Raw genomic sequence first — 16,130 nt, 5'->3', positions numbered from 1 at the left:
GTTGTGCTTTTTATATTTACCCTCAATACCCTGTAATCACATCTCTTGTATTAGTTTGTATGTTTAACCCATATTCATTGGTAATACCTTCAACTGAAACGACGTTTAGTGTTCCAGTTAAATTTCCATCTTTTCCTTTGTCTATAATCGTACCAACAGCTTTGTACTTATCTTTTTGATCGAACGAAAGAGTAAAACCATTTTTTACTGTTTTGATATGTGCTTCTCTTTGGTTATTTGTAAATTTAACTTTTGTTCCATCAGAATCTTTTACAATAATCGAAGCTTGCTTAGTAACATTCGCTTGGTCTTGAGCTAGTGTCGAACCATTTTTATATTTTATAGGAGCTATCGTAAAAGTTATTACTTCGTTTGCTAAGTTATGATCATCACTTGTTCCTTCACTTATTGCACCTAGTTCAAATGGTCCTTCTATCACTCTAAGTGTCGTTACATCTCTACCAACATATGAAGGATTAGCCAAACCTGCACTTTGCAGAACTAATGAATAATCCGTAATTGCATTTTGCTCTATGTCTGAAGTGAATGTCCAGGTTCCATTCGATTTCACTTTTGTTTTTCCTAAAGATATTCCTGCGTTCTTGAAAAAGAATACTTCATAGTTTGGTTGACCTGTGCCATATAACTCAATTTTATTTCCATCCATACGATACCCCGAAGTTCCAAGTATCGTTGAAAATCTGGAATCCAAGTTCACTGAAGCAACAACTATATTACTAACAATATTAAACGAAGAGGCAGACGATGGGTTATAAGTTCCATTTACAACGTCTTCCTTATCCATTGCAGCCTTGAACGAATCTAAAGAGACATAATCCCCTTCATTTCGGAAATTGTCGACATTGCCTTTCATATTATACTGTACGCCATCAGTTGTGACGAAGTAGTTGTTATAACTGTCTATGAAATGCACTGTTTTTTTGAAAATTGTACCCGCTTTTGCAGCTACATAAAAATTCAAAGAACTAGAAGATTGTGTTTCTACCACTTTGTTTTTCTCTATTTTGTTAAATGAAATGGACTTATCTAACACCGCTGTATTTACATCTTTTGCTGTAAATACAATGGTAACTGTTCCATTTTTATCTGGAGTTACATTAACTGATTTTGAACCAACCGTATTATTTGCTGCTCCATTCACCGACACCAGCCTTAAACCAGAAGGAATATCAACACGTATTGTCGCTTTAGAAGGCTGCCCATTCGACTCGTTAAAAATTGCTGCTAATGCAATTACTTCAGAAGTTTCTTTATGTTGAATTGTTTTATCCCCTACATAAATAGGCACAACACTTCCTGGGACAGTGAATCTAACCGTATTAGCTTTATATTTCAACGTATAAGTCGATCCAGGTACTTGATAGGAAGTAGTTAAAATAATCGTTTGACCATCTTTACTTAATGAAGCGTTTGTTACCGTTAAACCATTATTAGTAGTAAATTCAGAAGCTTTGACGGAAGAAATGGGCTTGTTTAGTTTAATAGAGAAAGTAGTGTTATTTACGATCGAACTTGATACAATTTGCAATGGTAAAGATGAATTAACACCATTTAACCTTGACTGTAGTGCATTCTCCCATAGTAAGGCGTTTGCATTCAAAATAGATTGAGCTTCGTAAACTTTCTTAGCTGTCTCCGAATAGTTCCCTCTTCTCCTCTCTGCTTCAGCACTTTTCACTAACATATGAACTGTTACATCATTTTTCAGTTCGACTATTAACTTCTCTGCTGGTCCTTTTACTGCATTCCGGATTCTATCGCGAGTCGATTGGCCATATACCCGATCCAACAAAATGGTTTGTTTACGAAATTCTGCTGTCATTTCGTGATACATCTTTTCAACCTGGTCTAAATTATTGGAGTTAACCGCTTTTGTAAGTGCTCTTGTCTTCGCATGGATTTTCGTACTTGCCGTAATTGCATCAAGATATGCTTGAGCGCGTTGAATTTGAACTTTCGTATCCACCACTTGAGCTTCATACCTCAATTTATCCGAAAAGCTCAGCCCATTTAGAGCTGCCTCCACTTTTGCAATGGCCATTTTTGCATTGTTAAATTGTTTCCACGGCTGAGTCACTCCATCCGCAGATCCCTCCACGGAAATTGCCCACTTTAAAACATTTCCCGCATTTTGCACGTCCGCCATTAATTGGTCTAAATTTGTTGCAGCATGCACTTGTTGACTTGGAGCAGTTGCAACAATCACCGATAATGCCACCATCGATGAAACTGCAATTTTACTAGATTTGACCATAAACTATACCTCCCATTTTCCGCTAACCATCGTTGATAATATATGTATACATGGTACGAGAATATGTTTGGTAGGAAACAAAAAGCGGCGATTCGTGAATGCTGCCAAAGAATTCGACGATCAGAACCTTGTCATGAAAAAACCTCCTCGTTAATGAATGTATCATGATAGTCTCACGATGATTCAAAAACGAGAAGGTGTAGTGTATTTGGTACTTACTTTCTATAGATTCCGCAGATATAAGCCACTTAAATTGTTATTTAACTTCTTTATTTAAACATTTATACAATTTAAATTAGTACTCTGTAATCTGAAACTCTGCATTTACTTTCATGTCAAGACCATTTGCATTTTGTATGCCGTCGATGGAAATGACTTTTAGTGCTCCGGTTAACAAGCTGTCGGTTCCTTGCGACATGATAACAGCGGTGCCATTTCTTGAATCAATTGTTCCGACGCCGTTGTTCACAGGAGTGAATTTGGTATTGTCTTGATTGTTTGTGAATCTACTTTTTGTTCCATCATTATCTTGTACTACGATTGATGCATTGGCTAAAGCTAATACCTAATCTAATAAGCAGAGTTATACAGTTGAATTTCTAATCTAAAGTAAAAGTTAAATAATACCATTGTTAACCATTGTTTCTATTATTTTATCAGCTACCTTTTCGGGTATGTAAACTCCACCTGAAGCATAAGACAAGTTTGTTAATACAACAATGCTAAATTTCTTACTATCTGAGTATCCAGAAAAATTATAATATCCGCATATATGACCAATATTGGTTCTCAGAACTATATTCTCTTTATTTTTAGGTATAAAAAATAAACGTAATTTACGTATATATTTATCATCAAGAACAGATGTATTAAAAATATTGAATAGAAAATTACAAACATTAGATGCATTAGAAACAATTCCACCAGATGTAAACCCTGCGGTTGGAAGAGAAAAGGGATACTTCTCTACATTCGCCTTTAAGCCAACTTTATCTAAACGATACATATCTAAATCATATCCAGTGGCAAGACTATTAGGAAGTTCATCTTGAGAAGAATAAAAAGTATTCGTTAATTTATAATTATCTAAAAAGAATTGATTCAATAAATATGAAAAAGATTTATTTGTTACCTTCTCTGCTATTAAACCAAGAAGAATATACCCAGTATTGGAGTACTTACGTTTCTCACCAGGTGCAAAATAGGGTTTGTTTTCTCTAACATTTCTTAAAATATCCTCAGTCGTATGTCTTTTCCCTAAAAAATATAGTTTAAATAAGTGTCTTCTACTGCTTAAAAGATCGTATAGACCACTAGAATGATCTAATAAGTGATTTATAGTAACACTTTTATCGTTTGGATAAATATTAATATAGTCTATAACCAAGTCGTCTAGTGAGACTTTTTTATCTTGAACAAGTTTTAATATTACTGCTTGTACATACAATTTAGTTAAACTACCTAGGTAATAAACTGTATTTAATGTAGCAATTTTCTTTTTTTCAATATTTGCATAACCTGAAATATAATTGAATTCGCCATGATCTTTTGAAACTATAGATACTTGTATACTCGGAACATCTAGTTCCACCCTTAGTTCTTCAATAGTATCGCACATTTCTTGTGAAACATAATCTTCAAAAGATGACTTTATAAAATCACCTTTTGTATTTTTATTTTCTTGTAAATTATCTGTGGACAAATCTGAACGTGTGAAAATACAGTACCGTAAATATAAGAAGATAGACAGACAAAATATAATTAAACCTTTAATTTTTTTGAAGATCATTAATTTTTCTCCATTATCCTGAAACCTTTTATTTTGAGTAAAGGATTACGAGCATATTATAGGTAAGTTCATCTATATAAGCACAGATATCCTTTTGTTCTTCTAAATATGTAAACAAGTTTCTTTTCAACTATCTATTAGGAATGATTACAAGTATAACTACGGTTTTTCATGAGGCTTCCTTTTTCAGTACTTATTTTAGTTATTGATGAACCCCAATATATAAAATAAAAACTCCCTTCAAATTTCCAGCCTACAGTAAATTAATAAAATTGGTTAACTGGAGGGTTTCAATCCGCTAAGTGGGAGAAATTGTCCACAGTATCTCATCGAATTTATATATAGTGGATCCATCATTCTAGGAGTTCTAATTTTCACTATAGAACTTTTTGACTAGTTTATTTTTGACAGTTTTAAAGAGTTTTAAAGAAACCTCGATTTTTATAATAAAACTAACGCCAAAATTAACTAATATAACAAAGAGAAAATAGAAAATAACTTTGAATAATGTTATTTCAAAAGAAAACACTTGAAGAGTATTAACGACTAATACAATACTTAATGACGAGGATATTATAATTAATAAAACTTGCTTTACAGAACTCTTAAAACTAATATAGGAAGTCTCTCTCTTTAAAGCAAATATTATTAATAATAACGCTATAAAATACCCAAAAGAAGTTCCTAATGCTATTCCACCTATGCCCATAGTTTTTGAAAAAATTATACTGGTAATGATATTGAAACCAATCCCAATCGAACCACAAATCATAGGAATTATAGTCTTTTGTATTGCATAAAAGAAATTTGCAATTATATTAAAAATGCCTTGTGACAACACTCCAATTATTAAATATTTAAAAGCCTCACCAGTTAAATTAGTAGCATCTGCATCAAAATTTCCCCGCTCATAAACTATCTTAACAATATCAAACGGTATTAAGAATGAGGTTATTACTATAGGAAATAATAAGAAACTTACTGTTTGTATACTTTTATTTAGAAGATTATTAACACTTTTAAACTGTTTTTTAGAAATACTTTCAGTTATTTGTGTGAAAAGAATTGTAGTAATAGGTACTAATAATAAAGAAGTTATAAGAGCAATTAGTTTAGTTGCAAAATCTAATGCTGACATACTTCCTACAGTTAAATGTGATATTAAAAATCTATCTACAACAATACTTATGCTTCCAAAAAAAGTACCTAAAAAAGCTGGTATTGCCAATTTAAATGATTTTTTCAAGTTATCATCTTTAAGATTTAAATATAATTTATAACTAAAGTATTTTCTTGACCAAGGTAACTGAATAAGTATTTGCAACATCGAACCTAAAACTGCGGCAATTACTACTGTATTAATACCGTGTTTTGATCCCAAGATAACACACGAAAAGATAATTAATAAACTTCCTGGCAACCAAACTAGCTGAGGTGCTAGGTATGAGTTCTGTGCATTTAAAAATGAACTGTATACAGCCGCTATACTAATAAATGGAAGCATTAAAAACATCGCTCTTAGAACCATAATATTTATATCAAGTAGTGGTCCTTCATATGTGGGTGCTATAACTTGTACAATTATTGGCGCAAAAACTATACCTATTAAAGTAATGCTTGTTGATATAATCGCAACAGTTGTTATTATATTATTGGTAAACTTAATACTTTTCTCGAAATTCTTTTCTTCTTTCATTTTTATAAATGTCGGCCCATATGTAGTAACTAAGTAGGTGCTAATTAGTAGGAATATCATATTTATTAAATTAAAAGAAAAGCTATAAGCATCACTTTGAACGGAAGTCCCATAATAAGCAGAAATAACAATTTCTCTCAAAAATGAAATCAATTTGACAACAGCCGTTATTACTGTTAACCACAATGCCATACTTATGATATTTTTTTTTTGATCTTGTGATTTCACACTTCTATTCCCTTTGAATTTACTGATTCAGAAACAATCTTTCTAATCATTTCATTTGTATGACCTATACTATGTCTTTCTTTTACCATAGTCATAGCATTTTCAGCATACTTCCTTCTTAACTCACTATTGTTAATGAGTTCTTTTGTATTACTTTTTAGATGACTTTTATCTAAGGTATTTAATACTACTCCAAGATTATTTTTTTCTATATATTGCATAGAAGCGACATCATTTGGTCCGACAGCAAAAATACACCTATTAGACCTCATATACTCTGGGATTTTGGTTGAAATAGATAACCTTGTAATATTTCTATTTTTTCTATCAAATGCTTCAACATGTATTAGTACATCTGAATTCTTTACCTTTCTATCCAATTCTTCTTGATTTAAAGAGCCTCTAAAACCTATATTTGGTGAAAGATTCATTTTATCTAAAATGTTTTTTGGGGGTACTGCTAATGAATATATTTCTAATTCTGCATAAATCCCCTCTGTTTCAAGCACTTTTAAGGCCTCCGCAATTTTAACTATTACTTTCCATCTATTCAAACCTAAATTACCTGCGAACAAAAATTTAATCTTACCAGAATTACTAGAATTATGAAAGTCACTAGAATCAGGTATAGTTACACTATTCATTGCAACCTTATACGATCCACCAAATCTATTCTTGTACTCTTTTTCCATTAAATCACCAATTGCAATAACATAATTTGAATAGCCTACAGCCCATTTATACTGTTTTTTTATCTTAAAATGATGTATCCAATAGAATGGATCAATCGAGAAGTGTGCCGTTACATAATCATCAGTTGTTTGCATTATTAAAGGAATATTTCTTTCTTCACATATCCACTTTACAATTTTAAAACTAAACGGGCAATTACTACTTTGATAAAAGACTAAATCAGGATTTTGGTTATCTATCCATTCCACTAGTTCACTAGTTTTCCAATAGTCTTTGTTCCAAAGAAAGTCTCTAAATAATAACGCAGAAGGAAAATTATTTTGAAAAATTTTCTTAATAAAAGTATATATGCTACTATTATTTAGTTTTGTTTTTTTGTTGTTCACATCCTCGTTCTTACCTGTAATACTACCAACTTTATTTTGCTGTCTAAAATACTTCTTTAATATTTCTAAATCTAAAATTCTATAATAATTCTCACACACTAAATAGCTTGGATTTTCCATTGAAAAGTGTAACTGCGAGATATTTTCTTTTGGCCAACCTTTAAAAAAATTAAGTAATGTTTTCCCATTATTTTGATTCTCGCTAAAAGGATTATGGCTAACAACAATTACTTTAGGATAATCGTTTTCATACATTTTTTTCATCCTTTACTTTACTTATTTTAAAAATTAGTCTGTTATTAAACCATAATTTAAACTAATTATTAACCAAAAAAATATTACCGGACTGATTATTAACATCGTAGGTTGAAATAGCGATATTGCAAACATTATACCTATTGACATAATAAGATTAAATTTTATAATGTTTTTCCTAGTATCTTTAATATTAAAATTATATCGAGTTGTATATAAAACAGTTACAAATATAAAACTTAAAAAGATAATTAAGCCAATTATTCCATAGGCATTAGTATATTCTAAAATAAAATTATGAGCGGCCTGTTGAGTAACATTATAATTATTTGGGAACTCAAAATATATTGTCCCCTTCCCCAATAAAGGACTTTCTAAAATTTCATCAATAGATTTCTCCCATAAATAACTTCTTATATCATTACTAGCGGTAGTTTCTTGTTGCATAACTTGAACTGTCTCATCTATTATTTTTAGTTTATTCTTTTGTTTTTCAGTTAGCTCAGACTTATTATGAATATCATCCGGAACTAATACTTGTTCAACATCCATAGGAAATAGTCTATAAAGACCAAAGCTCATTCCCTGCGGATTGGTATACCATATAATTGATAGAAAAGTTACAGCTATCATTAATGAGATAATGGCACGGGAGAATAGCTTTTTATTAATAAATGAATACACAATCATACAAACCAAAAATACACCACAAGCTAAATAAAAAGCAATCCTTGATCCACCTAAAGCTGGGAAAATCAAAGCAATTGTTATATTAAATATAGCAATTAAACTAATTATTTTACTATATTTAAATGATTTATTTTCCAATAGAATATAAAAATTTAATGGTAAAAGTAATAGTATTACGCTTAAATAAACCATGATATTCCCCATGAAAGGAGACATTCTTAATATATCAATATTAAATAATTGAATTATATTTATTAAAAGGTTGAGTAGTATTAAATCTATTAAAAGTTCTTTGATTTTAATAATCTTGCTGTCTATTAATAATAGTATTATTAATGGGGGTAAAGTTGTCCTCAAGGCCAATAAGCTTTGTTTAATTTCATAACCATTTATGTAACGGTATATTGAAATAAAAAAATAATAAACTATAAAGACTAAGACTAAATAAAATAAGTACTTAACTAAAACACTCATAAGATACTTTTTTTTCAAAATGAGACTACATATATAAAAAAACAAAACTGGCAAAAATAGCTCAATTAAGTAGACTTCCATTTTACCGTTATCTGAAATGGGCATGGGAATATTAATTGGAATGAATGAAAGTAATCCAATAATAAATGCTGGTCTAAAAAATTGACTAGTATTTTTAAAATTAACCATAGAATCCGCTCCACTAAACAATTTTATATTAAACCTTTGGATGTCTTAAAATTTACACATATTTACTAAACAGTCTTAAAATCTTTCTAGATTGGGCCTGATAATTCTTATTAAAAGTTATAAATTCATATGCAGTCTTTCCAAATGACTCTAATTCTTCAGATGTAAGGCTTCCTACTCTTAATATAATATTTGCAATACCTTTAGGTGTTTCATCTTCAAGTAAATGAACATAAGGATAATATTCTATCGGTATTCCTGCTAACTTCGTCGTAACTACTGCTTTACCACTACTCATGTATTCCATAATTTTGGACGGAAAAGAGTACTTAGTAAATTCGTGTTTACTAGGACGAGGATTTATTAGAATATGTACTTTTTGTTGCAAAAGCTTTACCTGCTTATTGTCTAATTGACCATAGTATTTAATTCTACTATCAACCTTTGCTCTTTCTTTGATATAACTTTCAGAATCTCCAATTCCACATAACCATAATTCGAAATTATTATTCTCTAACATTTCAAACCCATCAATTAAATCTTTGACACCATATTTTTCATTTAAAGAACCAGCGTACATTACTATTCTTTTCTCACTTTTTACTTCTGCACTTGAGCTTAAGCTAGAGTTAGTATCAATATCAGCAAAACCTTCTAATATTATATATTTTTCAGAACCTAAATTTAGTTTTGTTGCAATATGTTCGGTTAACAAAATGTATCCGTCAAATGAGTTTACTATCTTCCAACCAATTTTTATATTTAGTTTCCTTATAAAACTAGATAATAAATCTAATTCATCACTCTTTAAATTCATAAATTCTGGGAAATCTAAAATTACAATTATTTGCGGAGTTGAGAATAATTTACCTAATAAATAGTTTACAAGCATATAAGGATTATACATAGCATATGTAACTACTAGTTTGTCTTTTTTTCTGTTTTTTAATTGCCATAACAATGTATGGTAAATGCTACTTATAAACGTTGTTAAACTTTTTAAAATTCTTAAATTTAAAAAAGGAATATACTTTATTTCCAATTTCCCTTTTAACTCTTTATCTTGTTTCATAAATATTGTTGGATGACTAGGGTAACAAGAAATTGATGGGGTAGAAAGAGCAATAATACGTTTTATCTCTTCACTTTCTTTCAAACCTCTAATTAAGTTCCATTGAAATTTATTAGCTGCGTAATGCATTAATTTTTTTTCCTTGTCGTATATTTCCTTCATTTTTTCATCAGATAATAAAAACCCAATAAACAAAATTTCTATTTCTTTCATCATTACATCTCCAATATGAATTACATTATATAACTAAACTATTTATTTTTAAAAAACCTTTATAATGGAATAAATGGAGCTAATATGCTCAAAACCATTACAAAGGCATTTTTCAAGAATATAATTATACTAAAAACACACATTTGGTAATTAAAGTTAAAGATAATAATTCTTCTTGATTTCTAAATAATTTGCTTTTGCATTTTTAAAATCAAAAACTTTAATATCCTTATTTTTTATTCCAAATAACATTATTAATAATTTCAGTATAACTTTGGATGATTTTCACTACTTTCACTGAAACATTCTCATCTTGATAATTATTTGCCAAATATGTTTTTTCTTCGTTTTCCCACATAGCACGAGCTAATTCTACCGATTGGACTAATTGTGTTTCCTTAATACCACCTACTATTACTGTGCCTTTATCCAAAACTTCTGGGCGTTCTGTAGATGTTCTAATTAAGATACCTGGGAAATTTAGCATAGCTGATTCTTCAGATAACGTACCACTATCAGATAATACCGCAAATGAATTCATTTGTAATTTATTATAATCAAAGAATCCAAAGGGCTTTAATTGTTGTACTAAAGGATGAAACTTAAAACCATGTTCTTGAATTTTGTTCCAACTACGTGGATGTGTTGAATATACAATTGGTAATTGGTATTTCTCAGCAATTTTATTAATTGCATTCATTAGGGATAGGAAGTTTTCCTTGTTATCGATGTTCTCCTCACGATGGGCAGAAACTAAAATATAATTGTCTTTTTCTAGGTTTAGTTCTTTCAATACAGTGCTACTTTCAATGCTCTTCATGTTCTTCTCAAGTACTTCTTTCATAGGTGATCCTGTAACGAATATATGCTCTTTACGAATTCCTTCAGAAATTAAGTAGCGACGACTATGTTCCGTGTAGGCTAAGTTAATATCAGAAACATGGTCTACAATCTTACGATTTATTTCTTCAGGAACGTTCTGATCAAAACATCGATTTCCCGCTTCCATATGAAAAACAGGAATTTTTAGGCGTTTTGCCGCAACTGCTGATAGACAACTGTTTGTATCTCCTAAAATTAATAAAGCATCTGGCATTTCTTTAGCCAATACTTCATATGATTTGGCAATGATGTTTCCCATTGTTTGACCAAGATTTTCTCCAACTGCTGATAGAAAATGATCTGGTTTTCTTAATTTTAACTCTTCAAAAAAAACTTCGTTTAAAGTATAATCCCAATTTTGCCCAGTATGAACCAATACATGATTAAAATATCTATCACAAGATTTTATAACTTCTGATAGACGAATAATTTCTGGTCTCGTACCAACAATAGTCATTATTTTTAATTTATTCACTAGTTAAACCTCCAAGAAATTTGTATCTGGAATCTCTGAATTAAATGGTTCATTGACCCACATAACCGTCACTAAATCCGTTTTCCCAATATTTACAATTGAGTGTGTGTAACCTACTGGTATATCGACAACTACCAATTTTTCACCACTTACCTTATACTCTTTAATTTCTTCCGTAAAAATATTTCTAAATCTTATTAAACCTTGACCGCTGACTACAAGGAATTTTTCATTCTTAGTATGATGCCAATGGTTTCCTTTGGTAATACCAGGTTTGGAAATATTTACAGAAACTTGGCCTCTATCAGGAGTTCTTAAAAACTCTGTAAATGATCCTCTATTATCTATATTCATTTTTAATTCATAGGCAAAATCATCTTCTGGTAAAAAGCTTAGATATGTACTATATAGTTTTTTTGTCAGTGAATCGTTCATATTTGGAATATACAAAGTTTCTCTTGACTCTTTAAAACTTCTTATAAGACTTGCTAAATCATTCAATGTAATTTTATAAGTTGGTTGTACAAAACAATATTTTTCACCTTGATTTGATTTTCCTTCTAGGGCATTAACAAATTCCTCTAGTAAATCATCTATATAACAAAGTGTTAACTGTGCTTCCGAGTTATTAACTTTAATATCAATACCCCTCGAAATATTATAGCAATATGTGGCAACTACTGTATTATAGTTTGGAATACTCCACTTTCCAAACAGATTTGGTAATCTATATACTAAAACATTTGCTCCTGTTTCCTTGCTATACTTAAACAATATCTCCTCCCCAGCTTTCTTGCTTTTACCATAGGGATTATCTAATTCTGCTTGTATAGAGGAAGTAATAAGAACTGGTGCATTATTATTATTTTTCTTTAACATTGATAATAAATCTGAGGTGAATTCATAGTTCCCTTCCATAAATGCACTTTCACTTTCAGGTCTATTTACACCTGCAAGATGAAAAACGAAGTCACATTCCTGTGTGAATTCCTCTAATTGTTCAATGGATTTTTCTCTCGTATATAAAAACAAATTATTGTAGCCTCTATTTTTTAACTCCGCTACTAAATTCTTTCCAACAAAACCCGCAGCTCCTGTCACGAGAATTTTCACGAATTTTTCCATCCTTTCAATTCCTCTTGAATATAAGATAGCTCCATTAGCTTTCCTTTAATTTGTTCAATAGTAAGACGATAAGTATTATGTGAATTGTACTCTTCATCCGATGAAAGATTTTTATCTCCATCTTCAAAATATTTATCATAATTTAAATCTCTATTATCTGCTGGTACTCTATAAAACCCTTCTAAATCAACAGCAACAACATTTTCTTCTCTTGTTAATAATGTTTCAAAAAGCTTTTCACCATGCCTAGTTCCGATAATCTTAATTTCATTATCAGCATTAAATAATTCTTTCAAGGCTTGAGCCAAGTCGGCTATTGTAGAGGCAGGTGATTTTTGTACCATAATATCACCTGCATTTGCATGCATAAATGCAAATACAACAAGTTCTACAGCTTCTTCAAGACTCATTAAAAAACGCGTCATTTCTGGATCGGTTACAGTAAGTGGTTTTCCTGATTTTAATTGTTCAACAAATAATGGAATAACAGAACCTCGAGAAGCCATCACATTACCATATCTTGTACCGCATATTAGAGTTTTTTCTGGAGAAACAGTTTTAGCTTTTGCAACAAAAACTTTCTCCATCATCGCTTTTGAAATCCCCATTGCATTGATTGGATATGCCGCTTTATCTGTTGAAAGACAAATTACTTTTTTCACTCCAAATTCAATAGATGCATTTAATACATTTTCAGTTCCAATTACATTTGTCTTAACAGCCTCCATAGGAAAAAATTCACATGATGGAACCTGCTTGAGAGCGGCAGCATGAAAAACATAGTCTACATCATTCATTGCATACTTAACACTAGCTAAATCTCTTACATCACCTATATAGAACTTTAATTTATCATTATTATATAACTTACGCATATCATCTTGTTTCTTTTCATCGCGTGAAAAAATACGAATTTCTTTAATATCTGTATCTAAGAACCTATCCATTACAGCATTCCCAAAGGATCCAGTTCCTCCGGTTATTAGCAAGGTTTTATTTTTGAACATTTTTGACATCTCCATTTAACTTTTTAATATTTGAGATAAATTCCAGAAATATTTTTCTTTAGAATAATTTTCATCGTAATACTTCTTTGAATTCAGGTTTAATTCATCTTTATTATTTATATTTGTAAACATTTCTATAACATTTGCCAGTTTTTTATAATCTTCAGCATTCACAGTAAATCCACAATTTGCATCTGCTATTACCTGTGCAGTCTCTCCATTAATGGAACCTAATATCGGCTTACCTGCAGCCATATATGACTGTACTTTATTAGGAAGTGTGTACGAGATTGATTTGTTATTTTTTAGGGTAATTAAGAATGCATCTGCCATTGCATAATAATATGGCATTCTTTCAATAGGATGACTTCCATAAAATACTACGTTATTTAATTCTAAATTTCTTTTTATATTTTCGCACTTCGTTTTTGAAGAACCATCTCCTACAATGTGAAAGAAAATATCATTTCTATGTTTTAATTCATTCGCTGCAAAAAGAATAGTTTCTACACTTTGCATCTCACCAATGTTACCTGCAAAGACAAGATTAGTATTTCCATCATTTTCCCTTGGAGGAATTGTTCCGAATAAGTCTTCAGCATAGACTGGCAAATGCTTCATTGGTTTATCAATTTTTAAATAGTCATTGAAATAGTTTTCAAACATCTTTGAACTTAACCATATTTCATCTGATTGATTATAGATTGCTTTACTTATTCGTTTAACAATTTTATAGACTATACCTTTTGTCTGTATGCCACCAGACACAATACTTTCTGGCCACAAATCATGAGCATAAATTATTAAAGGCTTTTTAAATTTTTTCTTAACTATAATACCAGGAATAGCCATAGATACTGGAGATAATTGATAAACGATAATCTTGTCATATTCTCCTTTTAACTTTAACACTCTTAAAGATGATGAAATTGCAAAACTAATATAATTTAGAAAGAGTGTATTATTAGATTTCCCTCTTCCTATTAACCACGACCTATACACTTTGACACCGTTTATATCTTCATAGCGTATTGCCTTATACTCCTTTTTAACAACTCCATCAGGATAGTTAGGAAGACCCGTTAGAACTGTAACATCATGACCCTGTTTAACTAATTCAAAACTAATATCATTTACACGAAAACGCTCTGGGTAGAAATACTGACAGACGATTAAAATCTTCATTTACATCTTCCCTTTACTCTTTAAATACAGTTTTATTTCTTCATCTATTCCGTTTTCATAATCTATTGGATTGTATCCGAAATCTTTTGTCGCCTTATCGTATGGAAAAGCTTTGTCTTCCTGCATTCGCAGGACTTGTTCTTCGGAAATTAGTGCTTTAGAAGTAATTTTATTATAAACTTTTGCTAAAAAAATTGAGAACCCAAGTGGTATAGATATTAGAACTGTTTTCTTATGTAGTTTAGAAGATACTATATTTATCAAAGTTTTATAGCTTATAGGCTCTTTCCCCGCTAAATTATAATTTTGATTCATAGTTGCCTCTTTATTCATTAAAACATCATAATATGCATTACCTAAGTCTTTCGCATGGACAGGTTGCATCAGGTTTTCTCCTTTTCCAAATAGGGGAAAGAATTTAAAGCGGTATAAAAAATCTATTAATTTAATCATGTTTCTATCTGCTGAAGAACCATAAATCATAGTTGGTCTTAAAACAGTTAAATTTATTTTATCTTTCATTTCTAACAAACTATCTTCTATTTTAATATATTCTTCAGAAGCACTTTTATATTTGGAATAACGACCAGTTGTATGTACTAAAATAGACCAATTAACATTATTCTTTATTGCGGATTCTAGTACTTTAGGTGAATACATAATTGAAGATATATGAATTACAGTTTCTACATTTTTCATTGAATCCGTTAAGAAATGAATGTCATTTAAGTCACCATACAACTTTTCAATATTTAATCCAGATTGATCAATTAAAGTTGTATCACTGTCTTTACGGACCACACATTTTATTAATCCTTGATAGTTCTCCTTTATCAGACGTTTTAACAACCACGCTCCTGTATGGCCAGTTATACCTGTTATATATAACATTCATTATCACCTTCTTTTCTAATTACCTTCTTTTACGCCATCTGATTTTAATACACTAAAGATAGTTTTAGTAAATATTACTAAGTCTAAGTACAAGCTTTTCTTTTGTACATATTCACCATCGAGCTTTGCTTTCAATGAAATTGGTAATTCGTCCCTTCCACTTATCTGTGCAAGACCTGTTAACCCAGGATGAACTTCATTTGCATTGTACTTTTCTCTTTCATCTATCAAATCATACTGATTCCAAAGAGCTGGACGTGGTCCTACTATACTCATATCACCTTTAAAAATGTTTATCAATTGTGGTAATTCATCTAAGCTTGATTTCCTTAAAAATCTTCCTATTTGAGTTATATGAGATGTTGCATCTCCTAGTAAATGAGTAGGTGTATCACTAGGAGTTTCAACTTTCATCGTTCTAAACTTTAAAATGTAGAAATGGGACTTATTTTTTCCCACTCTTTTTTGTTTAAAAAAAACAGTTCCTTTCGAATCTGTTTTTATTAATAAGGCTATTAGCAGAAATATAGGAGATAGAACTACTATCCCTAACCCAGAAAGTAATATATCAATTGTTCTCTTATTATATTTGTACAAATAAT

At 30.4% G+C, this 16,130-nt stretch carries 12 protein-coding genes; all 12 read right to left on the bottom strand.

Annotation, left to right across the window (positions count from 1 at the left end; genetic code table 11):
• Positions 1 to 22: 22 nt before the first annotated feature.
• The 12 genes from ACQCPR_RS03910 to ACQCPR_RS03855 all read right to left on the bottom strand — a co-directional run bounded on the left by ACQCPR_RS03910 (position 23) and on the right by ACQCPR_RS03855 (position 16,125).
• A complete protein-coding gene (locus ACQCPR_RS03910) occupies positions 23 to 2,275 on the bottom strand; it encodes a hypothetical protein (protein WP_427138235.1) in 2,253 nt (750 codons plus the stop codon).
• Between the two features lie 616 nt (positions 2,276 to 2,891).
• On the bottom strand, positions 2,892 to 4,064 hold the full coding sequence (locus ACQCPR_RS03905) for a serine hydrolase domain-containing protein (protein WP_427138234.1): 1,173 nt from the start codon (positions 4,062 to 4,064) through the stop codon (positions 2,892 to 2,894).
• Positions 4,065 to 4,431: 367 nt separating this feature from the next.
• Positions 4,432 to 5,988, bottom strand: a complete 1,557-nt coding sequence (gene murJ, locus ACQCPR_RS03900; RefSeq protein ID WP_427138233.1) for a murein biosynthesis integral membrane protein MurJ — start codon at positions 5,986 to 5,988, stop codon at positions 4,432 to 4,434.
• Positions 5,985 to 7,322 (bottom strand): hypothetical protein, encoded by a 1,338-nt coding sequence (locus ACQCPR_RS03895; RefSeq protein ID WP_350472766.1) that lies wholly within the window; start codon positions 7,320 to 7,322, stop codon positions 5,985 to 5,987. The genes murJ and ACQCPR_RS03895 overlap by 4 nt, the downstream gene beginning before the upstream one ends.
• A gap of 33 nt (positions 7,323 to 7,355) precedes the next feature.
• Complete coding sequence (locus ACQCPR_RS03890; RefSeq protein ID WP_350472765.1) at positions 7,356 to 8,675, bottom strand: O-antigen ligase family protein; 1,320 nt, start codon at positions 8,673 to 8,675, stop codon at positions 7,356 to 7,358.
• 52 nt (positions 8,676 to 8,727) lie between these two features.
• On the bottom strand, positions 8,728 to 9,960 hold the full coding sequence (locus ACQCPR_RS03885) for a glycosyltransferase (RefSeq protein ID WP_427138232.1): 1,233 nt from the start codon (positions 9,958 to 9,960) through the stop codon (positions 8,728 to 8,730).
• Positions 9,961 to 10,189: 229 nt separating this feature from the next.
• The gene (wecB, locus tag ACQCPR_RS03880) at positions 10,190 to 11,317 is read right to left on the bottom strand and encodes a non-hydrolyzing UDP-N-acetylglucosamine 2-epimerase (RefSeq protein ID WP_350472763.1); all 1,128 of its coding nucleotides are present in this window, start codon (positions 11,315 to 11,317) and stop codon (positions 10,190 to 10,192) included.
• A 3-nt stretch (positions 11,318 to 11,320) separates the two neighbouring features.
• A complete protein-coding gene (locus tag ACQCPR_RS03875; protein ID WP_427138902.1) occupies positions 11,321 to 12,430 on the bottom strand; it encodes an NAD-dependent epimerase/dehydratase family protein in 1,110 nt (369 codons plus the stop codon).
• A complete protein-coding gene (locus ACQCPR_RS03870; protein ID WP_350472762.1) occupies positions 12,427 to 13,449 on the bottom strand; it encodes a nucleoside-diphosphate sugar epimerase/dehydratase in 1,023 nt (340 codons plus the stop codon). Before ACQCPR_RS03870 ends, ACQCPR_RS03875 begins: the two co-directional genes overlap by 4 nt.
• 15 nt (positions 13,450 to 13,464) lie before the next feature.
• A complete protein-coding gene (locus ACQCPR_RS03865; protein WP_427138231.1) occupies positions 13,465 to 14,634 on the bottom strand; it encodes a glycosyltransferase family 4 protein in 1,170 nt (389 codons plus the stop codon).
• Positions 14,635 to 15,525 (bottom strand): NAD-dependent epimerase/dehydratase family protein, encoded by an 891-nt coding sequence (locus ACQCPR_RS03860; RefSeq protein WP_427138230.1) that lies wholly within the window; start codon positions 15,523 to 15,525, stop codon positions 14,635 to 14,637.
• Positions 15,526 to 15,543: 18 nt separating this feature from the next.
• Positions 15,544 to 16,125: a sugar transferase gene (locus ACQCPR_RS03855; RefSeq protein ID WP_350472759.1), complete on the bottom strand. Its 582-nt coding sequence runs from the start codon at positions 16,123 to 16,125 to the stop codon at positions 15,544 to 15,546.
• Between the last annotated feature and the right edge of the window lie 5 nt (positions 16,126 to 16,130).

This window comes from Psychrobacillus psychrodurans (genome assembly GCF_050209195.1).
GTDB lineage: Bacteria > Bacillota > Bacilli > Bacillales_A > Planococcaceae > Psychrobacillus > Psychrobacillus psychrodurans.
This window is presented reverse-complemented; position numbering and strand designations above follow the sequence as displayed.

Bases quoted from the DNA above. Each gene is read 5' to 3' on its own strand.
- ACQCPR_RS03890 (WP_350472765.1), bottom strand. From the start codon at position 8,675: ATGGTTAATTTTAAAAATACTAGTCAATTTTTTAGACCAGCATTTATT.
- ACQCPR_RS03905 (WP_427138234.1), bottom strand. From the start codon at position 4,064: ATGATCTTCAAAAAAATTAAAGGTTTAATTATATTTTGTCTGTCTATC.
- ACQCPR_RS03895 (WP_350472766.1), bottom strand. From the start codon at position 7,322: ATGTATGAAAACGATTATCCTAAAGTAATTGTTGTTAGCCATAATCCT.
- ACQCPR_RS03870 (WP_350472762.1), bottom strand. From the start codon at position 13,449: ATGTTCAAAAATAAAACCTTGCTAATAACCGGAGGAACTGGATCCTTT.
- ACQCPR_RS03860 (WP_427138230.1), bottom strand. From the start codon at position 15,525: ATGTTATATATAACAGGTATAACTGGCCATACAGGAGCGTGGTTGTTA.
- ACQCPR_RS03865 (WP_427138231.1), bottom strand. From the start codon at position 14,634: ATGAAGATTTTAATCGTCTGTCAGTATTTCTACCCAGAGCGTTTTCGT.
- ACQCPR_RS03910 (WP_427138235.1), bottom strand. From the start codon at position 2,275: ATGGTCAAATCTAGTAAAATTGCAGTTTCATCGATGGTGGCATTATCG.
- ACQCPR_RS03885 (WP_427138232.1), bottom strand. From the start codon at position 9,960: ATGAAAGAAATAGAAATTTTGTTTATTGGGTTTTTATTATCTGATGAA.